We start from the raw sequence: 20,815 nt of genomic DNA on the forward strand, positions 1-20,815 counted from the left end.
TGACAAGCCTCGTCCTTCGACAAGCTCAGGATGAGTCCTTCTGCCGCGCGGCGATCAAATTCAACCTCATCCTGAGCCTGTCGAAGGATGAAGTAGCTATTAATTGAGCGAAGCGAAGAGACAGGGCCAAAACCTGCACCCTTATTCTTGCGACTCTGCCTTTCGTGCGTCACAAGCACCCGAAACTGATCTCAAGGGAAGGCAGCCCCCGCGATGAAACTCATTACCTGTAATGCGAACCGTCCCCTGGCCGAGGCAATTGCCGACCATCTGGACTGCCCTCTCTCCAAGGCAGAGATCAAGAATTTCGCCGATGACGAGATCTTCGTCCGGATCAATGAGAATGTCCGCGGCGAAGACGTCTTTCTGATCCAGTCCACGTCGAAGCCGGCCAATGACAACCTCATGGAGCTGCTGATCGCCATCGACGCGCTGGCCCGCGCTTCGGCAGAGCGGATCACGGCCGTCATCCCCTATTTCGGCTATGCCCGTCAGGACCGCAAAACAGACGGCCGCACGCCCATCTCTGCCAAGCTGGTTGCAAATCTGATCTCAACCGCAGGCGCTGACCGCGTCCTGACAATGGACCTCCATGCTGGTCAGATCCAAGGCTTCTTCGATGTGCCGACTGACAACCTCGTCGCCATGCCGGTCATCGAGAACGATATCCGCATGACGCATAATGGCGCTGATCTTATGGTGGTTTCGCCTGACGTCGGCGGCGTGGTGCGCGCCCGTAACCTTGCCAACCGTCTCGGCTGCGACCTTGCAATCGTCGACAAGCGCCGCCCGGAAGCGGGCAAGTCGGAAGTCATGAACATCATCGGTGATGTGACGGGCCGCCGCTGTATCCTGGTCGATGACATCTGCGACTCCGGCGGCACGCTGGTGAACGCAGCCGCTGCGCTGAAAGACTCCGGCGCTGTGGGCGTCAGCGCTTATGTCACGCATGGCGTGCTGTCGAACAATGCCGTCAAGCGGATCGAAGGCTCCGTCATGGACGAGATCGTGATCTGCGACACGATCCGCCCGACGGAGGAAGACTTCCAGTCCGACAGCCTGCGCGTACTTTCCGTCGCCCCACTGCTTGGCGAAGCGATCCGCCGCATTGCGAACAATGAGAGCGTCTCGAAACTTTTCGACTGATCTCTAATGTCGCACCGCCTGCCTCTGCGGGAACACCAGTCTCTCCTTCGTGTTGGTTAGGTAACTTATCCAGCAAGCAAGAAGGGCCAAGAAATGGCTGACAGTCAGAGACTGGGCGACACGCTCACGACCATTAATCCAGCGACGGGCGAGGAGCTCGAGCGCTACCCCCTCATGACCGACCGCGAGTACGAAACCGCGATCGAACAGTGCCACGAAGCGTTCCTCAACTGGCGCCACGAAGCGCCAGAGACACGTGCCGAGATTATCAAGAAAATCGGCGAAGGCCTGAAGGCCAAAAAGTCCGAGCTCTCCAAGCTGATGACCGATGAGATGGGCAAACTCGTCCAACAGGGCGAGGCTGAGGTCGACCTTTGCGTCGGCATATGTGACTGGACCTCGGAAAACGGCCCGAAGGAACTGCAAAGCGAAGAACGCGAGCTGCCAAACGGCAACAAGGGCGTCATCGCCTATTCGCCGATCGGCGTCATCTACGGCATTCAGCCTTGGAACTTTCCCGCCTATCAGGTCATCCGCTACGCCATCGCAAACCTGATGGCCGGTAACGGCGTCCTCCTCAAGCACGCTGAATCGGTGACTGGCTCCGCCCTCATGTTACAGGAGATCTTTGAGGATGCTGGGCTGCCAAAGAACCTCTTCACAGTGCTCCGGATCAGCCACGACCAGTCAGACAAGGTGATCGAGAACAAGCTCGTGCGCGGTGTGACACTTACGGGCAGCTCTGGCGCCGGCAAGATCGTCGCAAAAAAAGCCGGTGAGCAGCTGAAGAAAACCGTTCTCGAGCTGGGCTCGAACGATGCCTACATCGTGCTCGAAGACGCCGACATGGAACAGGCCGTCAAACAATGCGTCACCGGACGCGTCTTCAACAATGGCGAAACGTGTGTCGCAGCCAAGCGCTTCATTGTGGTCGATGCCGTCTATGACAAATTCCGCGACGCCTTTGTCGAGGCCATGAAGAACGTCAAGATGGGCGATCCCTCGACGAATGAAGGTGATGTCGGCCCGATGGCCCGCGAAGACCTTCGCGATGACCTCCATGAGCAAGTCGAGAAGAGCGTGAAAAATGGCGCCAAGATCCTCTGCGGCGGTGAGAAGCCCGACCAGAAGGGCTGGTGGTATCCAGCGACGGTTCTCGATGACGTAAAGCCTGGCCAGCCAGCCTATGATGATGAGCTGTTCGGCCCTGTCGCCTCGCTTATCCGCGCCAAGGATGCAGACGATGCCATGCGCATCGCCAATGACAGCCGGTTTGGACTGGGTGGTGGCATCTTCACCACGGACCGAGAGAAAGGCATCGAACTTGCCGAGAAGCATTTCGATACCGGCATGATCTTCATCAATGGCTTCGGACTTGCTCAGCCAAACATGCCCTTTGGCGGTGTGAAGGACTCCGGCTATGGCCGCGAGCATGGCGGCTTCGGCATGAAGGAGTTCGTGAACGCCAAAGCCATCAATGTAATGGGCTAGACGTCCGCCACGCCAACCCGAAAATAAAAGGCCCTGCCAGTCCGGCAGGGCCTATTTTTGTTTACGATGCTCACGTCTAGTGCTTGTAGAGAACGAGCCCGTCAACAGAAGCCGGGTCGAAGCTTTTCATCTCAACCGTCCCGTCCGCGCCAGTCACAGGCCGCCAGTATTCGATGTGAAGATGAGGCCCGGTCGCCCTGCCGCTCGCGCCCAGCAGGCCAACTCTCTCACCGGCGTCGACCGTGTCGCCCGTCTCCAGCAGACGCTCCGACAGCTGGCAATAGATGAGCTTGGAGCCATCTTCGTAGATCACCTCAATCATTTCGCCATAGCCGTCCTTATAGCCAGAGAACCCGACCTCTCCAGCAGCAGGCGAGTAGATCGGCGTACCCATCGGCCCCTTGATATCGGTACCCTTATGCATGAGCTCCTTGCCGCTAATCGGGTGAGTGCGCAGGCCGTACTGGCTCGTCACCTTCGCGTTTGCTTCAATCAGCACCGGGTGGCTGTAGGTGATGCTGGAGGCAATCGCGCTCCCCTGCCCTACGGCGAACGGAGCAGCCGCAAGAGCAAGCAATGCGGCAGCTGAAGCGAGGACAGGCCTCTGACGTTTCTGTCGGCTATCGAGAATACGGGTCAGTCGCATGGGTAGGTTCCTTTTTGGGGGCAGTATGAAACTTGAAACGGGAAGGTTTCTGAGCGGCGCGCTGGAACGGGCCGCGCGGGTCAGTGTCCGGGCATAGCCAATCGGGTCGCCGCTTCGCTCAGCTGCAATCTCATCGCAGACCGCCTCGCGCCAGAAGTCGAGCTCACGCCGCATCGTCCACGCAAAGGGCGAGAACCAGAAGACATCAGCGATGAGCCGCTCGAAGGGACGCGTGATCAGGTCGCCGCGCTCTCGGTGAACACATTCATGGATGACGACGTGGCGCCGGTCCTCAGCCAACTTCAACGCTTCGGGAATATAAATGGCGGGTTTGAAGAAGCCGGCGATGAAGGGAGACCCGGCGGGAATGAGGCGAAGCGGCGGCGTCTCTCCCGCATCAGTGTCGGGGCTAAACTCCATCATGGTGGACGAAGCTTTCAGTCGGTGCAGCCGCATTTGACCGGCAAGCGAAAGACCCGCCCGCACACACCAGCCTGCGAGCAGCACGGCAAGCAGCGCGATCTCGGCGGTGTCCCAGTCCGGCCCCACAACGGCGGAGCGAAGTCCTGTGGACGCGCTCTCAACTGCCTCGGTGAGCGGATAGAAATAGGGGATCTCCGGCAAGCCCTCGGGAAACCGCTTCGGTAGAAGCGAAAGCACACCGAGGGCCAGCCAGGGTGCAAGCGAGAGACAGGCCGCGCCGCGCCAGACCAGTTGTGCATACCGGGCGCCGACACCCTGACCTGTCAGCAACCGGGCCAGGCCAGCCAGGCAACCTGTCCAGATCAGCGAAAGGGTGATGAACCAGACCGCACTCATGACTTGTCGCCTGCCTTGTCGTGGGCACGCTCTTCGGCGGCATTTATGATGGCGTCGAGTTCGTCGAGTTCTTCGGCCGAGAGGTGCGGGCTATCAGCGAAAAGGGAGGCAGGCAGAGGTCCTTTCAGGTCCAGCACCTGGCGCGCAAGTTGGCGCACCATTCCGCCGAGCGTTTCCACACGGTCCAGAACGGCTGCATAGAATGCTGCATTGGCGGGTGCTTCACCTTCGCGCTTTACCCAACCCTTGCCCTCCATCCGGTTGATCACGGTTCGCGTTGTCGAAAGCTGCCAGCCTTGCTCGGGTCCAACGGCTTCATGAATTTCCCGCGCCGTCTGGCGGCCTTTCGCCCAGAGGTGCTTCAGGATGACAAGTTCTGAGGAATTCGGTTTAGACATGGACAGGTCTCGCGTTACATTTGTAGCGTCGTTACAGTTGTAACACGGGCGCGTCAACCCCTGTCAGCTCGCTGGTTGCGAAGGCAGGCCCGCTAGTGTATTGGCCCCAGCTTCAGAAAGGACGGCGCGAGGCCGTACCTGTCAGGCTGTCACTGACCGGCAAGAGACCGGCGGCGGACTTCAGGACGAAAGGAAGCAAAAATGGCTGATACACTTAGTTTTAACGTCGAAATCCGTGAGCGCACCGGCAAGGGCGGCGCACGCGAAGCCCGCCGCAATGGCAAGGTTCCAGGCGTTCTTTATGGCGGCGGCGAAGATCCGGTCGCTGTGAACCTGAAGCTCAACGAAGTTATCAAGGGCATCAATTCCGGCCAATTCCTGACCTCGACCGCAAACCTTGTTCATGATGGCAAGAAGCAGCTCGTGATCCCGCAGGCGATCCAGCTTCACCCCGTCACCGACATGCCGGTTCACGTCGACCTCTACCGTGTGAACGCCAGCCAGGTCATCTCCGTGGAAGTACCAGTTCACTTCCTCAATGAAGAAGAGTCGCCTGGCCTGAAACGTGGCGGCTCACTCAACGTCGTCCGCTTTGCTGTCGAACTGAACGTGCGTGCCGACAGCATTCCGGACGCCCTGGAAGCCGACCTCACCGGCCTCGATGTCGGCGACAACGTCAAGATTTCCGACATCAAGCTGCCGGAAGGCGCAGAGCCGACCATCACCGACCGCGACTTCACCATCGCGACCATCGTCGGCAAGATGGCTGAAATCGTCGAAGAGACCGAGGAAGAAACCGAAGCTGGCGACGTCGAAGCCATCAACCAGTCCGATGAGGATGGTGAAGGCGACGCTGAAGGCGAAGGCGAAGAAGAATCCAAGGAATAATCCGCAGAATCGTGGGCTGGCTTTCGGGCCAGCCCGCCCCTGCGGGCACCGGTCCGACGGAGCCTGTCATGCATATTCTTGCCGGACAGGGTAATCCGGGTGCCAAATATGCTGGCAACCGGCACAATATCGGCTTCATGGTCCTCGACAGGATCGCCGCCGATCACGGGTTTGGTCCGTGGAAATCCCGTTTTCAGAGCGAAGCAGCTGAAGGGACCGTCCAGACCGCATCAGGTCGGATAAAGCTACTGCTCCTGAAGCCCCAGACATTCTACAATGAAAGCGGACGCGCTGCCGGCGAGGCGGCGCGCTTCTACAAGCTTGGTCCGGACGACGTCACCGTCTTCCATGACGAGATCGATCTTGCCCCCGGCCGTGTCCGCGTGAAACGCGGCGGCGGTCATTCGGGCAATAATGGCGTGCGTTCCATGCTCGCCCATTTGTCCCCGGAGGTGCGCCGTATTCGTCTCGGTGTCGGCCACCCCGGCGACAAATCTCTGGTCATGCCCTATGTGCTGAATGATTTCGCCAAGGCCGAGAAGGACTGGCTTGAAGCCACGCTGGACGCCTGCTCGCGCGCGCTCCCGCTCCTTTTCGAAGACAATGAAGAGCGCTTCCAGTCGGAAGTCATGCGCCTTGCCCCAGCCCCAAAGCGGGATCCGAAACAGACGGACTAGTTGCCGTCTGCTTCGCCGGGCGATTGCGCTGCGTCTACTGCGCCCTCATCCTGGTCAGACGGCAATAATGAGCTGTGCACCAGTGAGCGAGGCACCTGACCGGCAGGACAGCTCGCTACGATGTTGACGATACCGGTTCCGCCGCCTCCAGACAGCTCGGCGGGCGACGTGCGGAACATGAAGGCCATCACCATCATGCCAACGAGGAGAAGCCCCGTCGGCACCAGCATGAACAGCCCGCTCGCGCGGCCAGACCGGTCGCTCGCGAAATCCACTTCAGGCTTAGGCGGCTTAAGCTCCAGCCGGTTTCCCGCAGAAGCCCCGGCAAGCTGAGCGGTCGCAGCTGCGCTGGCCGCGGCAGCGGTTGTAACGCGCTCGTCCGCCTTTCTCGTCGGCTGGCTGGCAGGTTTCACTGTCTCCGGCGCTGGCGCAATGGTGGCTTGTCTCCTCCCGCCATTCTGTGCGAGCGGGTCGTTCGGATGCGCTGCCATCCATTCGGCCTTCCCTGCCTCATCGCCCGAAGAGAGCGAGAGCCAGTCAGCGACCCCCTCACGGCCATCCCTCTCGCCCAGCGTTTCGCAAAGCGCCTTGAACCCACCCGGCGTGGCCCGCGCGGTCAGTCCGGCCAGATCAAATCGCTCGTCCGTGTCGAACGGTTCGTCAGGCACTGTCTCATCGAGGTCTGCCTGAACCAGTGCGTCCGAACGTGAGCGGGCGAGATGGGCCATGGCATGCACCCAGTCGCTGTCGGCTTCATCGCTGTTGCACGCTTTCGCCGACCAGAGCACAAGCACGCTCGTCGCCTTGTTGCAGTCGCTAAGGTCGCGAGCACTCGGTGTCGTATGCGTCCGCTTGGCGTCGTAACGGACGCGGAACTTCAGCGCCCGCAGGCGCCTTGCCAGAACCGTTGCTTTTTTACTGTCCCCAATTGCAGAGACCAGCAGCACGTCGAATGCCATGAAAACCTCTTCTCGGCGAGCATCACGTCTAGGTCCATACTTGTAACAGACGCAACCGAATACCAGCCCGGCCCGACATTCCCCCCTGTTCTGACGGTAAAAATGCGCTATGCCGCGCGCCAGACCAGAGCGGTATACTATCCGGAAGAAGGAGCGCGCACATGGGTTTCAAATGCGGGATCGTCGGCCTGCCAAACGTTGGCAAGTCCACCCTTTTCAACGCCCTGACCCAGACGGCAGCTGCGCAGGCCGCCAACTATCCGTTCTGCACGATTGAGCCGAATGTCGGCGAAGTCGCCGTGCCCGAGCCGCGCCTTAACAAGCTGGCTGAAATTGCAGGCTCGAAAGAGATCATCCCCGCCCGGATGAACTTCGTGGACATCGCTGGCCTTGTCGAAGGTGCCTCCAAGGGCGAGGGCCTCGGCAACCAGTTCCTCGCCAACATCCGTGAAACCGACGCCATTCTCTACGTCCTTCGCTGTTTCGAAGATGATGACATCACCCATGTCGCCGGCCGCGTCGACCCGATTGCTGACCTCGACATCGTCGAGACCGAGCTGATGATCGCCGACATGGAAAGCCTCGAAAAGCGCCGCGCAGGCGTCGAGAAGAAAGCCAAGTCCGGCGAGAAGGAAGCGAAAGAAACACTCGCTCTCCTCGATCTTGCGCTCGCCGAGCTCAATGAAGGCCGCCCCGCGCGCATGGCCGATGTGCCAAAGGAAGAGATGAAGGCCTGGCGCATGCTACAGCTGCTGACCGCCAAGCCGGTCCTTCTCGTCGCAAATGTTGACGAAGACAGCGCCGCGACCGGCAACAAGTATTCTGAAATGGTGATGGAGCGCGCCGCCAGGGAAGGCGCCGAGGCCGTCGTCATCTCTGCCCAGATCGAGGCTGAAATGGCCGTGCTGGAACCAGCCGAACGGGCCGAATTCCTCGAAATGCAGGGGCTTGAAGAGCCGGGTCTCAACCGCCTCATACATTCGGGCTACCAGCTCCTCGGCCTGCAGACCTATTTCACCGTCGGCCCGAAGGAAGCGCGCGCCTGGACCATCCGCAAGGGCTGGACCGCGCCGCAGGCCGCTGGCGTTATCCATGGCGACTTCGAAAAAGGCTTCATCCGCGCCGAAACCATCGCCTATGACGATTTCGTGGCGAACAATGGCGAAGCGGGCGCCAAGGAAGCCGGCAAGATGCGCCAGGAAGGCAAGGAGTACATCGTCAAGGAAGGCGACGTCCTGCACTTCCGGTTCAACGTGTAAGTGCCGCTTGAATGACGTCGTCATCCCGGAAGTGCCGCAGGCGCTATCCGGGACCCATCTCCGGCGGTCTCATCTGGGTCCCGGCTCTCCGCTTCGCTCCGGCCGGGATGACGAACGTTGAGACTGACGATAGAAGTGGACTATGCCCCAGCTCCTCATCGTCTACTTCTCTCGCACCGGCGGCGCCGCGCAGATGGCGAAGGCCGCGCATGAGCCTGCGCAATCTGAAGACGGCTGTGAGACCATCCTGAAGTTCGCGACTGAGGCAGGTCCGGATGATCTGCTCGCCGCAGACGGCTACATCTTCTGCGTCCCGGAAAACCTTGCCGCCATCGCAGGCGGCATGAAGGAATTCTTCGACCGCTCCTATTACGACGTGCTCGGCAAGATCGAAGGGCGCCCCTATGCGCAGATGATCTGCGCTGGCTCAGACGGCGAAAACGCGATGCGCCAGACTGCCCGCATCGCCCAAGGCTGGCGGCTTAAGATCGCACAGGAACCCTTCATCATCTGCACGCACGCCCAGACCCGCGAAGACATCCTCGCGGAGAAGACGATCGGCGAGCAGGACCTCAAGAAATGCCGCGAACTTGGCGAAGCCATGGCCGCAGGGCTGGCGATGGGTGTATTCTAAGGTCTAAAATCGCCAGACAGGCCGACTGGAAAAGATCGTCGGCCTCATCGGGACGCCCGGCATATCGGCGCGCTACCGCGCCAAGCGTCGCCACCCAGCTCGCCGTCACGGCTTTTCCCCTCGCGCGCGCAATCCCATCTCCATCGCCCCACTGGACGCCTTATGACGTTCCCTTTATGTTCAGGCCTCTTCGAGAAAGGTCAAGCGCCGAATCGGCATAGGGGTCAGGTATGGAAGCTCTCGTCACGATTGGAACGGTCGGCCTCGACCTCATCCACCTGGTTCTGCTGCTGGCCGCGCTCGGTCTTGCAGCCGCGCTCTATGCCGTCCGCAGCAAGCTCACCGCGCGCAATGCAGAGATCGCCCGCGACCTCGAACATGCCGAAGATGCACTCGCAGATACGAAGGCCGAGCGCGATGACCTTCGCCAGCAGCTGAAGACGAAGGAAGCCGTCGCGCTGGAAGCCGAAAAGTCGCTCGCCCGCGCCGAGGCCCGCAGCGAGGAGGACGAGAAAAAGTTCGCAGACCTTGCCCAGCGTGTCCTCGACCAGTCTAGCCGACGCTTCCTGACCCAGGCTGATGAGCACTTTAAACGCCACAAGGAAGGCGCGCAGACAAACCTCAAAGAGCTGATGACCCCCATCAACAAGAACCTTGAGGACTTCGCCAAGAAAGTCTCAGAGCTTGAGAAAGTGCGCGCCGACGACAAATCCGTCCTGCAGGAACAGGTCAAGGCGATCGGCGAAAGCCTGAAAGTCCACACCAGCGAAACCAACAAGCTTGTCAGCGCGCTCTCAGCCCCGCGCGGCGGCGGGCGCTGGGGCGAGACGACGCTTCGAAACGTCATGGAGCATGCCGGCCTGTCGGCTCATTGCGACTTCTCCGAACAGGTTCACGGCGAAACCGAAAGCGGTCGCCAGCGCCCCGACGTCATCATCAAGCTGCCCGGCGGACGCGAGATCGTGGTCGACTCCAAGGTTACCCTCGAAGACTATCTCAAGGCCATCGACGAGACCGATCCGGCCCGGCGCGAAGCCTATATGCGCGCCCATGGCCGCAAGGTACGCGACCATATCAAGACGCTCGGCTCAAAGGACTATCAGAGCGCGTTTTCTCAGCGCGTCGATTTTGTCGCCCTCTTCATTCCGGGCGAGAGCTTCTATGTCGCCGCGCTGGAATTCGAGCCCGACCTTTTCGACTTTGCCGCCGCGCGTCAGGTGATCGTTGTGACGCCGTCCACGCTTCTCGCGCTCGCCAAGGCCGTTGCCTATGGCTGGCGCCAGGAACAGGCCACCGAGAACGCCAAGAAAGCCGCAGAACTTGGCCGCGAGCTTTATTCACGCCTCACCACGCTTGGCAGCCATGTCGAGAAGATGGGCAAATCGCTCAACTCGGCCGTCGATACCTATAACAAGATGGGCTCCAGCCTGACCTCCCGCGTCCTGCCAGCCGCGCGCAAGTTCGAGGATCTACAGATCGCCCCTCCGGAAAAGTCCGTGCCCGAGATCGAAAGCATCGAAAAACGCGCCACGCTGCCCGACCGCACCGGCGAGCTGGAGTTTGACAATTCGGAGGAGTAGGCATTTCTACAGGCGTGGAGGAACGCGCAAATGACTGTTCTTGAGCAGGTAGCCGGACGCATAAGAACTATAAAGCCGAATCCCATCTGCGACGATTGCTTAGCGGCCGAAATCCAACTCTCGGTCCGGCAGCACGCGAACCATAAAACGCGTGAATTGGCCGAAAATCCCGGCTTCAGGCGAGAACAGTCGCACTGTTCCCGTTGCGGCTCTTTAAAGAAATGCATTCGTGCCACAAATTGACCATGGCGGATGACAGCGCCCCGGCGTTGATTTCTCGGCCTCCTCCTCCTATTTTCCGCCCCATGGCTATTCGCGAAATTCTTACCGTCCCGGACCCGCGTCTGAAGGAAGTCTCCAAGCCCGTCGAAGGCGGCGTGACGGACGAGCTCCGCGCGCTCATGGATGACATGCTTGAAACCATGTACGACGCCCCCGGCATTGGCCTCGCGGCGATCCAGATCGGTGTGCCCAAGCGCGTCATCGTGATGGATCTTGCAGGCCCGGATGAAGAGCCGCAGCCGCGCTATTTCGTGAACCCGGAAATCCTGCCCCTGACAGAGGATCTCGCCCCCTACGAAGAGGGCTGCCTCTCTGTGCCGGACGTGTTCGACGAGGTCGAGCGCCCGACCCGCTGCCGGGTCAAATACCTCGATTACAATGGCAAGGAAGTCGATGAGATCGCCGAGGGCATGTACGCCGTCTGCATCCAGCACGAGATGGACCACCTCGAAGGCACGCTCTTCATCGACCACCTCTCGCGCCTGAAACGCCAGCGCGCCGTCGACAAGGTGAAGAAAGCCAAGCGCCTCACCGACAAGCTTTCCAAGTCCAAATCAAAAAGCGCGGCCTGATCGCTCGCCTGTTCGCTAGGGCCTGGGTCCGCTGGACGCTTGCGCTGTCGATTGCAGTGCTCATTGTAATTGTCTGTGCTGGCAATGGGCTTTCCGGAAACGGGATGGCCGGGGCGATGCGCTAGGCCGAAGTTTAGTCTTGCCCCCTCACCGCAGACCCCTGCGGCTCAAGAACCATTCTCAGCACTTCCCTAAACCTACCATCCGTCTCCTCAACGAAAGTTGGGGCCCATGGCGGTTGAGCGCCGTATTCATCACCCAGCCGCCATGGATCCCAGCATTCGCTAGGAGGTCGGCACTTCAAGGTCTACACACTGCAACATCTTGCACTTTCAGAGCCTCGCGATAGACCCCGCAGCATGACGAAACCCTTGCGCCTCGCCTTCATGGGAAGCCCGGATTTCTCCGTGCCCGTGCTCGCCGCCCTGATCGATGCGGGCCACGAGATCGCCTGCGTCTATTCCCAGCCGCCGCGCCCAGCCGGACGCGGCAAGAAGCTGACGCCCACCCCGGTCCATCGCTACGCCGAGGAACAGTGCATTGAGGTGCGCACGCCCAAATCCCTGAAAAGCGAGGACGAACAGGCCGCATTCTCTGCTCTGGGCCTCGATGCCGCCGTCGTCGTTGCCTATGGCCTGATCCTGCCACAGGCCATTCTCGATGCGCCGCGTCTTGGCTGCATGAATCTCCACGCCTCACTGCTGCCGCGCTGGCGAGGGGCCGCCCCGATCCAGCGCGCCATAATGGCGGGCGACAAGGTCACAGGCGTGCAAGCCATGATGATGGAAGCGGGTCTGGACACAGGGCCTGTCCTCGCAAGCGAGACGACTGAAATCGCTGCAGATGAAACCGGCGGCAGCCTTCATGACCGGCTTTCGCACCTTGGCGCACAACTCGCCCCCCGCGCCCTCGAAGGCTTTGCGGGCGGCATGCTGACGCCAGAACCCCAGAGCGAGGACGGCGTCACCTATGCCGCCAAGCTGACGGCTGCTGACCAGCGCATCGACTGGGTGGACCCTGCCCATGACATTGACCAGCAGATCCGCGGCCTTTCCCCTTTTCCCGGTGCCTGGTTTCACTGGACGCCAGCGGGGGCTGGCGAACCACTTCGGATCAAGGCCTTGATGAGCGAATATGTCGATCACGCCCATGACAAGGCGGCTGGCACGCTTCTCGACGACCAGCTTCTTGTCGCCTGCGGCGGCGGCAAGGCGGTTCGCCTGCTCCGTCTGCAAAAGCCCGGCTCGCGCGCCATGGACGCCAAAGATTTCCTGCGCGGAAATGAGATGAAGGCCGGGGCATGCTTCGCGTAAGCGCCACTATCCGCCCTTCCACCCCTGATGATCTGGACGGGGTCGCCGCGCTCAATTCGGCAGCGTTCGGCACACCTGACGAAGCCCACATTACGCGGCAGCTTCATGCAGACGGTGACAGCCTCATCTCTCTCGTCGCCGAACATGAGGACGGCTATCTCATCGGCCATATCGAGTTTTTCCGCATCCTCGTAAATGGCAAGGACGTCGCCGCTGGTCTCGGCCCGATGAGCGCGGCGCCCGGCCACCAGAAGCGAGGCGTCGGTTACGCCCTCATCAAGGCGGGCATGCCGCAGGTCGAACAGCTTGGCCGCCAGCTTGTCTTCGTGCTTGGCCATCCAGACTATTATCCGCGCTTCGGGTTTAATCCGGCTGTCGCCGCCCGCTATGACGCGCCCTGGTCCGGCCAAGCGTTCATGGCGATCGAGCTTTTTGAAACCGCGCCGCGCTCCGGCACCCTCACCTATCCCAGCGCCTTCACGGACAACGCATGAGCCAGCGCCTCCGCCTCCTCATCGAATATGATGGACGCCCCTATAGCGGCTGGCAGCGTCAGGATGGGCAGCCAACCGTTCAGGCGGCGCTGGAACGGGCTGCTGAAGCGCTCGACGGGCAGCCTGTCCTTGTCCAGGGCGCCGGGCGCACAGATACCGGCGTCCACGCCACAGGACAGGTCGCGCATCTTGAACTTCAGACACCGCGTCCCGTCCGCAAGCTCGCCGACGCGCTGAACCATCATTTGCGGCCGGACCCTGTCGCCGTGCTGAAAGTCGAGGAGGTTGATGAGAGCTTCCATGCCCGCTTCAGTGCTACGGGCCGCGCCTATCGCTACATCATCCAGACCCGCCGCGCGCACCTGACCTTTGACAGGGGCCTTATCTGGCGCACGCCCTTCAAGCTCGACGTCGACGCCATGCAGGAAGCGGCCAACCACCTTATCGGTGAGCATGACTTCACCACCTTCCGCGATACCGCTTGCCAGGCAAAAAGCCCCGTGAAGACTCTCGACACGCTGAACGTCGCCTGCCTTGCAGACCGGATCGAGATTACGACTACAGCGCGCAGCTTCCTGCACCGGCAAGTCCGCTCCATCACAGGCAGCCTGGTCGAGGTCGGACGCGGTCAGCAAAAGCCGGGCTGGATGAAGGAAATCCTCGAAGCCCGCGACCGCACCGCCTGCGGACCTGTTGCCCCGGCCGACGGGCTCTATCTTGAGCGCGTCATGTATGGCGACGGTGGCTGAGGTGGACCGGCGCCGGATCGTGATCTCCGGCTGCTCGTCGGGCGGCAAGTCAACGCTTTTGAATGAGCTCGCTGAGCGCGGCTATACTACCGTCGAAGAACCCGGCCGCCAGATCGTCCGCGAAGCGCTGGAGACCGGCTCGGACGCCCTGCCCTGGGTGAACCCCGAAACCTTCGTACGCCGGGCGATCGAGATCGCCGCCGCCAGCCTCGACGCTGTGCGACATATAGATGGTCCCGTCTTTTTCGACCGCTCCGCCATCGATGCCCTTGCTCATTTCGAGCGGCTGTCCATTCAGACGCCGACCAACCTCAAATCGCTTGGTGAGACGTGTCTCTACGACCGGACCGTCTTCTTTGCGCCGCCCTGGGCCGACCTCTACGTTCAGGATGATGAACGCCCACTGCCCTTCGAGGAAGCGGTTCAGGAATACAACTGGCTGCGCCTTGCCTATCCGGCACGCGGCTATCGCCTGATCGACCTGCCGAAAACAAGCGTTGAGGCGCGTGCCGACTTTGTTTTGAAGTCTCTGGGGCTGCCACACATACATCGGTGACCGTTCAGGACGTCGTTATCCCGGTTTTGGCGCAGCCAAAAACCGGGACCCAGAACGCTTTGGATCTATGGGTCCCGGCACTCCCTGCGGTCGGACGGGATGACGAAAATTTATCGGGCGAGTTCGGGCTTCAATAGCCGCGCGCGACGTCCACATCCGCCTCAATCGTCTCATCTTTGAGCCGCTTATCCAGCAACTCGACCAGCCTCGTCTGACCATCTCGCGGCAGTGTCAGCCCGGATACATGCGGCGTCACGGTGACCCGGTCGTCGCTCCAGAACCAGTGGCTTGGCTCAAGCGGTTCGTGACGGAAAACGTCGAGCACCGCATGGTCCACCCTGCCGCTCTCAAGTGCCGCCTTCAGCGCGCCTTCATCCAGCGTCGCCCCCCGCCCGACATTGATGAAGAGTGCCCCATTCAGCTTGTCGAAAACATGGGCGCCAATCGCGCTGTCTGTTTCTGATGTGAGAGGCAGCGCGCCGACCACGATCCTGGCGTCGGCTTCAGCCGAGAAATCCGCAAGCGGCATCACCTCATCAAAACCTTCCGCTGCCCGGCCTGTCCGCGAAAGGCCGAGCACAGGCGCGCCCAGCCCCTTGAACGCCGCCGCTACCCCCTGCCCGATGGAGCCGGTCCCGATAACCGCGACATGGGTCTCGAACAAATAGCCGGGCGCCGCACGCACCCTGTCCCAGTCGCGGCCTGCCTCAAGCGACCGTCGCAAGGCCATCTTCTGTAGCCAGGATAGCGCGTATGCGGCGCTATACTCGCCAATCTGCTGGCCCATTCGTCCGGTCGTGCGCGTGACGAGAGGCGGGGGCTCAATACCGGCGAACGCCTCGCAGATCGCGTCTACGCCTGCACCGACACAATGCACCCAGCCATATTTGGAAAGGTCTTCATCCTCCGGCGGATAGAAGGTCACGAGCAGTTTTTCGGGCCGGCCAGTGTCCATCGGCTCTCGAAACACCTCAATGCCGGGAAAGGCTTTTCGCAAAGCCTGCTCCAGCCCGTCTCCCTGGCTGGAATGGATGCGCACAGCGATGTCAGTCTCGGCCACAGGCATGCTCAAAGCAGCTTCTCCATCTTCCAGTTATGGAGCGCCACACCATCAATTTCGAGCCGGCGACGCAACAGCGCAATATAGCCTGCACGGGCAAAAACCGGCCGTGCCGTTTCGCTCGCTTCAGTGTGAAGCCGCGCCATACCCGTCTTGCGCGCCTCGGTCTCGATCGCTGCGAGCAACGCGCTGCCAATGCCTCTGCCCGCATGATCCGGATGGCAATAAAGCATGTCGACATGGCCATCGGCTTCTAGATCGCTGAACGCGATGGCGGTGTCCGTCTCGTCTACTGCGATAAAGGTTGTCCGCCCATCGCTATACTTTTCGTGAAGGCGTTCAGCCGTCACATACGGGCCTGCCCACGCTGCGACCTGTTCGGCTGAATAGTCCCGGCTTCCCAGCTCAAGGATCGCGGCGCGGAATATCTCCGCCAGACGCGCGGCATCGCCCGTCCGGTAAGCGCGTAATTTCACGGCACGTGCCGTTCCAGCCAGCTCAGGATGACGGCAAGCGCCCTGTCGCGTTCCGTGTCGTTGAGCAGTTCGTGATAGCCACCTTCGAACACATCCAGCGTCTTGTCGCTGACGCCAATCATCTCGAAGAAGCGCTGCGAGCCTTCGATCGGCGTCAGCCTGTCCGCGTCGCCATGGATGATCAGCACCGGCACCTGCCAGGCAGAAAACCGCTTCCATGCAGCCTCCAGCACGGACACAGCGGTCGCACCAAGACGTGCGGCTGGCGGCTTCGTGATTACGTCTGGATTGTTGCGGTATGCCTCCACCACAGATCGGTCTCGCGAGATTGCATCGGCCTCAAGCGGCGGCGTCAGGCGCGCGGCGGGCGCGATGGCCGCAATCAGTCCAGCGAGAGCTTTCAGCACGGGATTGAGCTCAATTTCGAGGGCTGGCGCGCTCAGGATAACCGCCTCCACCCCGTCCGGCTTGCCCGCGACACTCGCCGCAGTGATCAGCCCGCCCAGCGAATGGCCGAATAGCACAACTGGCGCTTTGCTCTCCAGCGTCAGTGCCTCGCGGGCCATCTGGTGATGGTGCACGGCCTGCTTTATGTCAGTCGCGCCGCGCGGCCCAGGCGAGGCCCCATGCCCGTTCGCATCAAAGGCGAAGACGCTGAAGCCAGCCTTGTTCAGCGCCGGAATCAGCTGGTTGTATTCGGCGACATAGCGCGTCGCATACTCGCCATAGCCATGCATGAGGAGGAGGTTCGCCTTGGCCTCCTCAACCCGCCAGGCATAGCCTGCCACCGGCGCCCCGAACCGCCAGGCCTCTGCTTTGATCACCATCACCAACTTCCTTTTTCAGTCGGCCGCTTAGCGAATATTCTCCAGCAGCAATTCAAGCGCCTCACGTGCGAACAATTCCATATTGGTGACCCTGTCACTCAGCCCGGTTTCAAGCGTGCGGGAAATCTCGACACCTTCGCCGATGAGCGCCGTGCAGGTATGCCCTGCCGCATCGCCATACCCATTTCCGTCCGGCCCGGCCGCGCCCGTCTCACACAGGCCCCAGTCTGCCCGCAGCCGCTCGCGGATGGTCGCCGCCGCAAAGCGCGCATAAGGCTCGCTAGAGGATCGCATGTCGCCAAGATCTTCTTTCGACAGACCGACCAGCCCGCGAAACGCGGCCGGTGCATAGATCACTCCGCCGCCGCGAAAATAGGCCGAAGCGCCTGACTGCGCCAGCAATGCAGCCGATACAAGCCCGCCCGACGAGGATTCCCAAACGCCAATCGTCTGACGACGCGCCTTGAGGATGGTGCCGATCTCTTCGGCAAGGGGAAGAAGGTCTCTCATTTCGCCATCAAGCCCGCGTCCGGCTGATTTGGCAACCTTCCCCTCCGCCAACTTGCGCGCCCCCGCCCATTCGCTCATCTATGCCTGGTAAAAAGAGGAAGACGAGCGCATGCGCTATTTCGAAGATATGGAACCGGGCACGATCACGCATTCGCCGCGATCCTACAAGGTCACGCGTGAAGAGGTGATCGACTTTGCCTCGAAGTACGACCCCCAGCCCTTCCACCTCGATGACGAAGCCGCCAAGCAGACTTTCTTCGGTCGCCTTTCCGCTTCTGGCTGGCACACCGCTGCCATGACAATGCGCCTCATGGTCGAGACCATGCAGCAGGGCGAACCGCAGGCAGGGCTCGGCTCTCCCGGCATCGATGAGCTTAAATGGATCAAGCCGGTCTATCCGGGCGATGAAATCCGTATCGAGATGGAAATGATCTCCAAGCGCCGCATGAAGAGCCGCCCCGACATGGGCCTCACCCGGTCAGAAAATCGCGTCTACAACCAGAATGATGAGCTGGTGATGAGGTTCATCGGCAATGGTCTCATCAAGGTTCGCGACCCCGAAGCCCCGATAGAAGACGAGACCACAGCATGAGCGACGCCAACGAAATCCGCGCCCAGCAGAAATCTCACTGGGACGGCGCAGGCGGCGAAATATGGGTAGACGCCCAATCGGTCATGGATGCCATGTTCGAGGTTATCGAAAGCCGCCTCGCGGCTAGCGCGGCACGAAGCGGCGCATCCCGCATACTCGACATTGGGTGCGGAACAGGCGCTGTCACGCTTGCCGCCGCCAGGGCAGCGTCATCGGCGCACCTCACCGGTATCGACATTTCAGGCCCGATGCTCGCCCTCGCCCGCCGCCGCGCGAGTGCCGCAGGCATGGACGCTGACTTCATCAAGGCTGACGCGGAAGCCCACGATTTTAGCGACAATCGCTTCGGCCTCATGATCTCCCGCTTCGGAGTCATGTTCTTTGCAGATCCGGTGAAGGCTTTCTCAAATCTCAGATCCGCCGCCGAAGGCGAGGCCGAACTGCACCTCTATGCGTGGCGCAGCCCCGCCGACAATCCTTTCATGAGTGCCGGCACACGCGCTGCTGCCCCCTTTCTCGATGAGATGCCAAAGCGCGAAAAGAACGCGCCCGGCCAGTTCGGCTTTGAAGATCGTGACTATGTTCACACCATCCTGAAAGATGCGGGATGGACCGGCATAGACATCAAGGCTGAGGATATCCCCTGCAGCTTCCCGGTCGGCGAACTTCCCCTGTTCCTCGACAGGCTGGGGCCCGTACCCCGCCTCCTCGATATGAACCCGCAAGCCGACCGGGACGCCGTCCGCGCAGCTGTGCGACAGGCGTATGAGGCTTTCATTGTAGATGATGAAGTGCGTTACACCGCCGGTTGCTGGGCCATCCGGGCCAAAGCACCTGCATGAAGCTCTGAACAGGAACCCGCCCCCCAGCGCACGCATTCATGATGGGTAATCACGCTGGGCTAAAGGGGCGCGCACTATCTCTACGCAGATTGCTATCATCGTATTTCTGGCGGCGACCCTCGTCGTCACGCTGGCGGGCATCCGCATCATCTCTACCGCAGACCGGCTGGCTGACCGTACCGGTCTTGGCGAAGCGGTCTTTGGCGGCGTGCTTCTGGGCGCCAGCACTTCTCTTTCAGGCATTGTGACATCCCTGACGGCAGCGTCCGCCGGTCTTGCATCGCTCGCTGTCTCCAATGCCGTGGGCGGGATCGCAGCCCAGACCACATTCCTCGTCATTGCGGACCTCATCTATAAGCGCGTCAATCTCGAGCACGCTGCAGCTGACGCCAACAATATGCTCATGGCCGCCATGCTCGTCCTTCTGATGAGCCTGCCACTCGCGGCCAATTACGCGCCCGAATATACCCTGTTCGGCATACACCCGGCATCCTTGCTGCTGTTTGCGGTCTACTTCTTCGGCACCCGCGCAGCCGTCCAGCTGCGCAACAAGCCGATGTGGCGCCCGCGAGAGACCGATGAGACCCGCGAAGACGCACCCGACGAGGAAGAGGCCCAGATTCACAGCCTGCCTGTGATGATCGCCATCTTCGTCGGCCTCAGCCTCGTTCTCGCTGCCTGCGGTTATGCCATTGCCCAGTCCGGCGCGGTCATCTCTTCCAATCTGGGCATTTCGCAGACCATTGTCGGCGCGCTGATGACGGCCATCGCGACCTCCCTGCCAGAACTTGTGACGACGCTCGCCGCTGTGCGCCGGGGTGCGCTTCAGCTGGCGGTCGGCGGCATCATTGGTGGCAACACCTTCGACGTCCTGTTCCTGTCGCTATCGGACATCGCCTATCGCGATGGCTCGATCTACCACGCGATGACGCAGGCCGACGGGCTGATGCTCATCGGTGCAACCGTGATCACCACCATCCTGCTGATGGGCCTCATCCTGAGGGAACGCCGTGGCATCGGCTTCGAAGGCCTCGGCATCCTCGTGACCTATTTCGGCCTGATGGCCCTGCAGCTCTCGATTAACTAACGCGAAGCGTAGAGGCCGGACCCCTGCCGTCCTTACGGTCGCAGCAGCTCGTTGATGCCGACCTTGCTGCGCGTGCGCTCGTCCACTGTCTTGATAATCACCGCACAGTAGAGGCCTGGACCCTTGCCATCAGCGGCTGGCATCGAACCCGGCACGATGACCGAATAAGGCGGCACTTCACCCATCACGACTTCGCCGGTCGTGCGGTGCACGATCTTGGTCGACTGGGACAGGAAGGTGCCCATGGCGAGCACAGAGCCTTCGCGCACGATCACGCCTTCGGCCACCTCGGCGCGCGCGCCAATGAAGCAATTGTCCTCGATGATGGTCGGGTTCGCCTGAAGCGGCTCAAGTACGCCGCCAATACCAGCGCCGCCCGACAGGTGCACATTCTTGCCGATCTGCGCGCAGGAGCCGACCGTCGCCCAGGTATCGACCATGGTGCCCTCATCGACATAGGCGCCGATGTTCACGAAAGACGGCATCAGCACGACGCCGGAGGCGATGTACGAACCACGGCGCGCAACAGCGTTCGGTACGGCGCGGAGGCCCGAGGACGCGAAATCATCGCTCGTCCAGCCATCGAACTTGCTCGGCACCTTGTCCCACCAGGTCGAGCCGTCCGGCCCGCCCTTGATCGGACCGTTCGCATTGAGGCGGAAAGACAGAAGCACCGCCTTCTTCAGCCATTGATGGACGACCCAGTCGCCATCTGCGCCCTTCTCGGCGACGCGCGCCTTACCGCTGTCAAGCATGGCAAGCGCCTCTTCGACGGCATCGCGAACCGCGCCTTTCGTGTCGGTCGAGACACCGGCGCGGTCTTCCCAGGCCTGTTCAATCGCGGTTTCGAGGGCTGCAGTCATGGCGGTCTCCGTCCTGTTCTTATAGCCCGCGTCTTCAAGCGCGATTGAGCCGGATGGGCAAGACCTTCCAGTGTCGCGCTGTCAGTACGATCAAG

24 protein-coding genes are annotated in these 20,815 nt (G+C 61.2%); 15 read left to right on the top strand and 9 right to left on the bottom strand.

The genetic code is table 11. The annotated features are described in order from the left end of the window. Positions 1-213: 213 nt before the first annotated feature. Positions 214-1,146, top strand: coding sequence for a ribose-phosphate pyrophosphokinase (locus D1224_RS04110; RefSeq protein WP_119378646.1), 933 nt, complete (start codon positions 214-216; stop codon positions 1,144-1,146). A 93-nt stretch (positions 1,147-1,239) separates the two neighbouring features. Further along, entirely contained in the window at positions 1,240-2,637 is a 1,398-nt protein-coding gene (locus D1224_RS04115) for an NAD-dependent succinate-semialdehyde dehydrogenase (RefSeq protein WP_119378647.1), read from the top strand. A gap of 76 nt (positions 2,638-2,713) precedes the next feature. Here D1224_RS04115 and D1224_RS04120 read toward each other — a convergent pair whose 3' ends face one another. Together D1224_RS04120 and D1224_RS04125 are read right to left on the bottom strand one after the other, a co-directional pair. Then, on the bottom strand, positions 2,714-4,102 hold the full coding sequence (locus D1224_RS04120) for a M23/M56 family metallopeptidase (protein ID WP_119378648.1): 1,389 nt from the start codon (positions 4,100-4,102) through the stop codon (positions 2,714-2,716). Next, positions 4,099-4,500 (bottom strand): BlaI/MecI/CopY family transcriptional regulator, encoded by a 402-nt coding sequence (locus D1224_RS04125; protein ID WP_119378649.1) that lies wholly within the window; start codon positions 4,498-4,500, stop codon positions 4,099-4,101. Before D1224_RS04125 ends, D1224_RS04120 begins: the two co-directional genes overlap by 4 nt. Positions 4,501-4,701: 201 nt before the next feature. Between D1224_RS04125 and D1224_RS04130 the strand changes: the two genes are divergently transcribed. After that, a complete protein-coding gene (locus tag D1224_RS04130) occupies positions 4,702-5,388 on the top strand; it encodes a 50S ribosomal protein L25/general stress protein Ctc (protein WP_119378650.1) in 687 nt (228 codons plus the stop codon). Positions 5,389-5,456: 68 nt separating this feature from the next. Then, on the top strand, positions 5,457-6,065 hold the full coding sequence (gene pth, locus D1224_RS04135) for an aminoacyl-tRNA hydrolase (RefSeq protein ID WP_119379890.1): 609 nt from the start codon (positions 5,457-5,459) through the stop codon (positions 6,063-6,065). Here the strand turns inward: pth and D1224_RS04140 are convergent. Further along, positions 6,062-7,024, bottom strand: coding sequence for a hypothetical protein (locus D1224_RS04140; protein ID WP_119378651.1), 963 nt, complete (start codon positions 7,022-7,024; stop codon positions 6,062-6,064). The two genes, pth and D1224_RS04140, sit on opposite strands and share 4 nt — an antisense overlap. Before the next feature lie 161 nt (positions 7,025-7,185). Here D1224_RS04140 and ychF point away from each other — a divergent pair, with 161 nt between their 5' ends. Next, positions 7,186-8,283 (top strand): redox-regulated ATPase YchF, encoded by a 1,098-nt coding sequence (gene ychF, locus D1224_RS04145; RefSeq protein WP_119378652.1) that lies wholly within the window; start codon positions 7,186-7,188, stop codon positions 8,281-8,283. A gap of 142 nt (positions 8,284-8,425) precedes the next feature. Next, complete coding sequence (locus D1224_RS04150; RefSeq protein WP_119378653.1) at positions 8,426-8,917, top strand: flavodoxin family protein; 492 nt, start codon at positions 8,426-8,428, stop codon at positions 8,915-8,917. Here D1224_RS04150 and D1224_RS16835 read toward each other — a convergent pair. Further along, positions 8,856-9,026, bottom strand: coding sequence for a sigma-70 family RNA polymerase sigma factor (locus tag D1224_RS16835; RefSeq protein WP_182482162.1), 171 nt, complete (start codon positions 9,024-9,026; stop codon positions 8,856-8,858). The genes D1224_RS04150 and D1224_RS16835 overlap by 62 nt on opposite strands. A gap of 121 nt (positions 9,027-9,147) precedes the next feature. Here D1224_RS16835 and rmuC point away from each other — a divergent pair, with 121 nt between their 5' ends. The 6 genes from rmuC (at position 9,148) to D1224_RS04190 (ending at position 14,463) form a co-directional block, all read left to right on the top strand. After that, entirely contained in the window at positions 9,148-10,497 is a 1,350-nt protein-coding gene (gene rmuC / locus D1224_RS04160) for a DNA recombination protein RmuC (RefSeq protein ID WP_119378655.1), read from the top strand. Between the two features lie 305 nt (positions 10,498-10,802). Beyond that, positions 10,803-11,351: a peptide deformylase gene (def, locus tag D1224_RS04170; protein ID WP_119378657.1), complete on the top strand. Its 549-nt coding sequence runs from the start codon at positions 10,803-10,805 to the stop codon at positions 11,349-11,351. 359 nt (positions 11,352-11,710) lie between these two features. Continuing rightward, the gene (gene fmt / locus D1224_RS04175) at positions 11,711-12,664 is read left to right on the top strand and encodes a methionyl-tRNA formyltransferase (protein WP_182482163.1); all 954 of its coding nucleotides are present in this window, start codon (positions 11,711-11,713) and stop codon (positions 12,662-12,664) included. Continuing rightward, on the top strand, positions 12,652-13,158 hold the full coding sequence (locus tag D1224_RS04180; RefSeq protein WP_119378658.1) for a GNAT family N-acetyltransferase: 507 nt from the start codon (positions 12,652-12,654) through the stop codon (positions 13,156-13,158). The genes fmt and D1224_RS04180 overlap by 13 nt, the downstream gene beginning before the upstream one ends. Continuing rightward, complete coding sequence (gene truA / locus D1224_RS04185; RefSeq protein WP_119378659.1) at positions 13,155-13,907, top strand: tRNA pseudouridine(38-40) synthase TruA; 753 nt, start codon at positions 13,155-13,157, stop codon at positions 13,905-13,907. The genes D1224_RS04180 and truA overlap by 4 nt, the downstream gene beginning before the upstream one ends. Continuing rightward, the gene (locus D1224_RS04190; protein WP_119378660.1) at positions 13,891-14,463 is read left to right on the top strand and encodes an AAA family ATPase; all 573 of its coding nucleotides are present in this window, start codon (positions 13,891-13,893) and stop codon (positions 14,461-14,463) included. The genes truA and D1224_RS04190 overlap by 17 nt, the downstream gene beginning before the upstream one ends. A gap of 130 nt (positions 14,464-14,593) precedes the next feature. Here D1224_RS04190 and D1224_RS04195 read toward each other — a convergent pair whose 3' ends face one another. The 4 genes from D1224_RS04195 to D1224_RS04210 are packed head-to-tail and all read right to left on the bottom strand — an operon-like array spanning position 14,594 to position 17,336. After that, the gene (locus D1224_RS04195; protein ID WP_119378661.1) at positions 14,594-15,529 is read right to left on the bottom strand and encodes an NAD(P)-dependent oxidoreductase; all 936 of its coding nucleotides are present in this window, start codon (positions 15,527-15,529) and stop codon (positions 14,594-14,596) included. A 2-nt stretch (positions 15,530-15,531) separates the two neighbouring features. Beyond that, positions 15,532-15,999, bottom strand: a complete 468-nt coding sequence (locus D1224_RS04200) for a GNAT family N-acetyltransferase (RefSeq protein WP_119378662.1) — start codon at positions 15,997-15,999, stop codon at positions 15,532-15,534. Beyond that, positions 15,996-16,826, bottom strand: a complete 831-nt coding sequence (locus D1224_RS04205; RefSeq protein ID WP_119378663.1) for an alpha/beta hydrolase — start codon at positions 16,824-16,826, stop codon at positions 15,996-15,998. Before D1224_RS04205 ends, D1224_RS04200 begins: the two co-directional genes overlap by 4 nt. A gap of 27 nt (positions 16,827-16,853) precedes the next feature. After that, a complete protein-coding gene (locus D1224_RS04210; protein ID WP_119379892.1) occupies positions 16,854-17,336 on the bottom strand; it encodes a CinA family protein in 483 nt (160 codons plus the stop codon). A gap of 109 nt (positions 17,337-17,445) precedes the next feature. Between D1224_RS04210 and D1224_RS04215 the strand changes: the two genes are divergently transcribed. From D1224_RS04215 to D1224_RS04225, 3 genes are all read left to right on the top strand, one after another. Further along, the gene (locus tag D1224_RS04215; protein ID WP_119378664.1) at positions 17,446-17,928 is read left to right on the top strand and encodes a MaoC family dehydratase; all 483 of its coding nucleotides are present in this window, start codon (positions 17,446-17,448) and stop codon (positions 17,926-17,928) included. Further along, the gene (locus D1224_RS04220; protein WP_119378665.1) at positions 17,925-18,770 is read left to right on the top strand and encodes a class I SAM-dependent methyltransferase; all 846 of its coding nucleotides are present in this window, start codon (positions 17,925-17,927) and stop codon (positions 18,768-18,770) included. Before D1224_RS04215 ends, D1224_RS04220 begins: the two co-directional genes overlap by 4 nt. A gap of 97 nt (positions 18,771-18,867) precedes the next feature. Further along, positions 18,868-19,857 carry a sodium:calcium antiporter gene (locus D1224_RS04225; protein ID WP_267897088.1) on the top strand — a complete coding sequence of 330 codons (990 nt, stop codon included), beginning with the start codon at positions 18,868-18,870 and terminating at the stop codon, positions 19,855-19,857. A gap of 32 nt (positions 19,858-19,889) precedes the next feature. Here D1224_RS04225 and dapD read toward each other — a convergent pair whose 3' ends face one another. Continuing rightward, on the bottom strand, positions 19,890-20,720 hold the full coding sequence (gene dapD / locus D1224_RS04230; protein ID WP_119378667.1) for a 2,3,4,5-tetrahydropyridine-2,6-dicarboxylate N-succinyltransferase: 831 nt from the start codon (positions 20,718-20,720) through the stop codon (positions 19,890-19,892). Positions 20,721-20,815 lie beyond the last annotated feature (95 nt).

This window comes from Henriciella barbarensis (assembly GCF_003576345.1).
Taxonomy (GTDB): Bacteria; Pseudomonadota; Alphaproteobacteria; order Caulobacterales; family Hyphomonadaceae; genus Henriciella; species Henriciella barbarensis.